The 4362-nt window shown below is 57.4% G+C and carries 3 protein-coding genes and 1 pseudogene; 1 reads left to right on the top strand and 3 read right to left on the bottom strand.

Annotation, left to right across the window (positions count from 1 at the left end):
* The coding region (locus NW870_RS12790; RefSeq protein WP_414375622.1) for a TolC family protein at positions 1-1368 on the top strand (1368 nt) is incomplete at its 5' end.
* Between the two features lie 389 nt (positions 1369-1757).
* Here NW870_RS12790 and rpsD read toward each other — a convergent pair.
* From rpsD to NW870_RS12775, 3 genes and pseudogenes are all read right to left on the bottom strand, one after another.
* Positions 1758-2369 (bottom strand): 30S ribosomal protein S4, encoded by a 612-nt coding sequence (rpsD, locus tag NW870_RS12785; protein WP_011432724.1) that lies wholly within the window; start codon positions 2367-2369, stop codon positions 1758-1760.
* Positions 2370-2545: 176 nt separating this feature from the next.
* Positions 2546-3682, bottom strand: coding sequence for a GDP-mannose 4,6-dehydratase (gmd, locus tag NW870_RS12780; protein ID WP_414357356.1), 1137 nt, complete (start codon positions 3680-3682; stop codon positions 2546-2548).
* A 122-nt stretch (positions 3683-3804) separates the two neighbouring features.
* Positions 3805-4272: pseudogene (locus NW870_RS12775) on the bottom strand (zinc ribbon domain-containing protein); the annotation flags it as partial.
* Positions 4273-4362 lie beyond the last annotated feature (90 nt).

Genomic DNA, 4362 nt, shown 5'->3' with positions numbered 1-4362 from the left:
CCGCGAAATCCTCACCCCCCCACCCCCCCCACCCTATCGATTCCCTCCAACCCTGCTGACCCTACCCCTGCGGCTGACCTGGCTTTGCAGGGGGCTTCCAAGGCTGAAGAATTGGTGGTGCCCCAATCCCCCTTGCAGGTGCGCATTGAGCGCAGGGAGGGCCTGTCTTTGGAAGAAGCTCTGGAGATCGCCGTTGCCCAGAACCCGGCTGTGCAGCAGGCCAGACTGGCCGTCGAGCGGGCCGAGGCCGGGGTAGCCCTGGCTCAAGCTGCCTTTGCTCCCACCCTCTCCAGCCGTGCCAACTACCAGTACAGTGAGGCTCCCTCTCCGGGTGGTGGGCCAAGGCGCGAATCCCACACCCTCTCGGCCAGTGTGGTGCGGGTGGAGTATACCGCTTTTGACAGTGGCCTCAGGGAGCAAAACCTGAAGCTGGCCCAGGAAGCTCTGCGCATCGCCCAACTGCAACTGGAGCAAACGCTGCAGACGGTCAAACAAGCTGTGGCCAACGCCTACTACGATCTGCAAAGCGCGGACGCCAGGGTCGCCATCAGCCAAGCTGCCGTTGAAAGCTCTGAAGCTACTCTGCGGGATGCTCAAGCTCGAGAACGGGCCGGGCTGGGTACCCGCTTTGAGATTCTCCAGGCAGAGACGGAATTGGCCAACAATCGACAAACCTTGCTGGTGGCCCAGAACACCCAGCAACTGAATCGCCGCCGCCTGGCCGAACTGCTGAATTTTCCCAGCCCCACCGACGTGTTGGCCAGCGACCGCATCGAGCCGATGGGAGAGTGGGATCTCAGCCTGGAAGAGACCATCATTGCTGCCTTTGCCCAACGACAGGAATTGGAGCGCCGACGCCGAGAATTGGAGCAGGCCCAAAGCCGTGTGCGCCTAGCACAGGCCCGCAATGGCCCCCGAATTGGCTTATTCGCCAGCCTCGATGCCGTTAACGATTTCAACGCCAGCCGCGATAGCTTTGATGTTGGCTATTCGGTGGGAGCCAATTTCAGCTTGACTTGGTTCGATGGGGGAGAAGCGGCTGCCCAAGCCCGCCAAGCTCAGATCGACGGGCAGGTGGCCGTGAGCGATTTCGTCGGCACCCGCAACGAAATCCAGCGGGGGGTGGAAGAAGCCTTTCTGACCCTCAGCTCCAGCCGTGAACAGATCGACTCGGCCAAAGTGGCAATTGCCTCGGCAGAAGAGAGCCTGCGCTTGGCCCGGCTGCGTTTGCAAGCAGGGGTGGGCACCCAAACCGAGGTGATCAATGCTGAAGCTGCTCTCACCACTGCCCGTGGCAACCTTTCCAATGCTGTAATCGCCTACAATCGCGCCTTGGTGCAACTGAAACGGGCCATTGGCAGCCTTTGACCTGAGCCTTTCTCCCTCACTCCCAGCCCTTCTTCCAAAAGGAGAGGGGTGCTATGGATACCGCGACGAAACAGTTCTATTCCAAGCTGGAAGTATAGTTGCTTCAGGTTAGGCTGAGACAGCCAGGCTATTGAGAGAAACCTTCTGGCCCTCTGCATTATTGCTCCGCAACGCTGACGCGACCGACATTTTAGTTGTGGGTGCAGTGTCCTGGTTTGAATCGAAATGACTATGACCCCAGCGCTGCGCATTGCCAACGCGAGCAAGAAAGAGGGGGAACTCTGTGAAGACTATGAAAAAGCAAACCGTGAAAAATCCCCTGCCTTCGGGTGTGGGGAGAACGTCAAACCGCCCCCCCTGCAATTTGTAATGGCCACAAAAGGGGATCCCTAGAGCTTGCGGGAATAGAACTCGACCACCAAAAGCTCGTTGACCGGGGCGCAAATTTGCTCGCGGGGGGGCAATTCCTTGATGCGTCCGCGCAGCTTTTCTTTGTCAAACTCCAGGTAGTCTGGCAAGAACAATCCCGGATACTCCGCGTAGGCGGCCACCAGCTTGCGGGAAGATTCCTTGTTTTTTACCGTAATCACATCCCCCACTTTGCAGCCATAGCTGGGAATGGTTACCTTTTGGCCGTTAACCTCTATGTGGCCGTGGCTCACGAGCTGCCGAGCTGCCGGAATGGTTGGAGCCATGCCAAGACGAAATACGATGCAATCCAACCGCATTTCCAGCATTTGCAGCAAGGCCAAACCGGTGGATCCCTTGGAGCGCCGTGCCTTGCGCATGTAGCGGATCATCTGCCGCTCGCTCAGCCCGTAGTTGAAGCGCACCTTCTGCTTTTCTTCCAGGCGAATGGCATATTCGGATTTTTTCTTGCGCTCGGCCCCGTGCATACCGGGTGGATTGGTATTTTTGGGGCGCTTGCGCGTCAAACCGGGCAGATCAAGTCCCCCGAAGCGACGAATGATTTTTAGGCGGGGACCTGTGTAGCGGGACATGCGGGCATTTCTCCAAAATCAGCAAACAAACTCTGCAAGAGATGGTCAGCTAGGGAGCAAGAGTACAAACCACCAAAAGAATCGGCGATCTACTATATTAAGCGTTTGATCCCTACTTTGGGCAAGGGGGCAAGGCTGTCTTTTGGGATCCCGTCTCCACCGTTCTAACTGTCTTGTCAGTCGTAGTGAACCCCCATTTGGGTGCGGATGAAGGCGCGATCTTCGCTGAGCAGGCCGTTGAGGGTGCGCCGTTCCCCCAAGATGGGATCCGGATCCAGGCCGATGGCTTCCAAGTCGGCCAGCACCATCAGCTCCACCAATTGCGGGAAGCTTACTTTGGGTTCCCACCCCAGGACTCGCTTGGCTTTTGAAGCATCCCCCAACAGCAGATCCACCTCGGTTGGGCGGTAGTAGCGGGGGTCGATCTCGATCAACACTTGGTCTTTGTACAGCCCCTGTTCGGCTTGGCCGGAGCCTTTCCAGGTAATCGGCAGGCCCACCAGCGCGAAGGCCCGTTCCACAAACTCACGCACGGTGTGGGTTTCCCCAGTAGCCAGCACATAGTCATCCGGCTGGGGTTGTTGGAGCATCATCCACATCCCCTCGACGTAGTCTTTGGCGTAGCCCCAGTCCCGCTTGGCATCCAGGTTGCCCAGGTACAGCTTGCTTTGCTTGCCGGCAACGATGCGGCTGACGGCGCGGGTGATCTTGCGGGTTACAAAGGTTTCCCCTCGCCGTGGGCTTTCGTGGTTAAACAAGATACCGTTGCAGGCGAAGAGGTTGTAGGCTTCGCGGTAGTTGACCGTCTGCCAGTAGCCGTACACCTTGGCACAGGCATAGGGGCTGCGCGGGTAGAAGGGGGTGGTCTCCTTTTGCGGGATCTCCTGCACCAGGCCGAACATCTCCGAGGAGCCTGCCTGGTAAAACTTCACCCGGATCCCGGTGCGCTGCTGATAGTCGCGGATGGCCTCTAGGAGACGCAGGGTACCCATGGCCACTGCATCAACAGTGTATTCCGGCGCATCAAAGCTCACCCGCACGTGGGATTGGGCCCCCAGGTTGTACACTTCCGTCGGCTGCACCTGTTCCAGGATCCTGCGCAGGGTGGTGCCATCCGTGAGATCCCCGTAGTGAAGGAATAGCCTAGCCTGGGGGTCATGGGCATCCACGTAGATGTGGTCGATGCGGTCGGTGTTGAAGGTGCTGGCGCGGCGGATGATGCCGTGAACTTCGTAGTTTTTCTGCAACAACAGCTCGGCCAGGTAAGAGCCATCCTGTCCGGTGATGCCGGTAATTAGGGCACGTTGGGTCATAGAGTTGGGGGCAAAGATCGGGAAAAATGAAGAACCAAGTGGCTCAAGGCTCAAGTCCAATGGCAAACCTCAAAGCGGAGACCTTGAAGCGAGAACATTATAGTGCAGCAGGACTGATACATTTACGCTGAACTTTCCTGTTCGCTTGCGTGGCGTAGCCACACATTGCTGCCCAGAGAAGCAGCGATAGCATCCTGCTCAGTACTGAACAGAATGGCGGTATCCCGCAAAGCCCTGAGGAATACCCCCAGAGCGCCTTGCCAATCCCGTGGTAGCTTGTGGTTGCATTCGGGACAGACAAACACCTTCGCACCCCCTAACTGGGTGTGGATATGCCCACACCTCGTACAGGTCTTGCTGGTGTACGCCTCTGACACATCCACCACCACGTTCTTCTTCCTGGCTTGGAACTTCAGGAACTGCTTGAACCGATAGTGCGCCCAGGTCAGCATCGCCCTAGCCGTCTTGCTACCAAACTTTCTTCCCGCCTTGGCAACCATCTGGGCCGACTCGAAGGTGGGCAGAAATATCAAGCGGTAGTGATCGGTCAGGAACGCTGCTACCTTGCGATGGCACTCGTCCACTAGGTTGTGTTGATCTTTTATTTGAGCCAAAAGAGAGCACTGACGAGATAGAGAAAACTCAAGAAGTTCCTGGCCAATTTGTCAAAACGAGAACAT

The sequence above is a fragment of the Synechococcus sp. R50.1 genome (assembly GCF_047462115.1).
In the GTDB taxonomy this organism is placed as follows: Bacteria; Cyanobacteriota; Cyanobacteriia; order Thermostichales; family Thermostichaceae; genus Thermostichus.
Note: the sequence above shows the minus strand (reverse complement) of the source record. Positions and strands in the feature narration are given on the sequence as shown.

Coding starts and splice junctions, on each gene's coding strand:
- rpsD (WP_011432724.1), bottom strand. CDS start 2,369: ATGTCCCGCTACACAGGTCCCCGCCTAAAAATCATTCGTCGCTTCGGG.
- gmd (WP_414357356.1), bottom strand. CDS start 3,682: ATGACCCAACGTGCCCTAATTACCGGCATCACCGGACAGGATGGCTCT.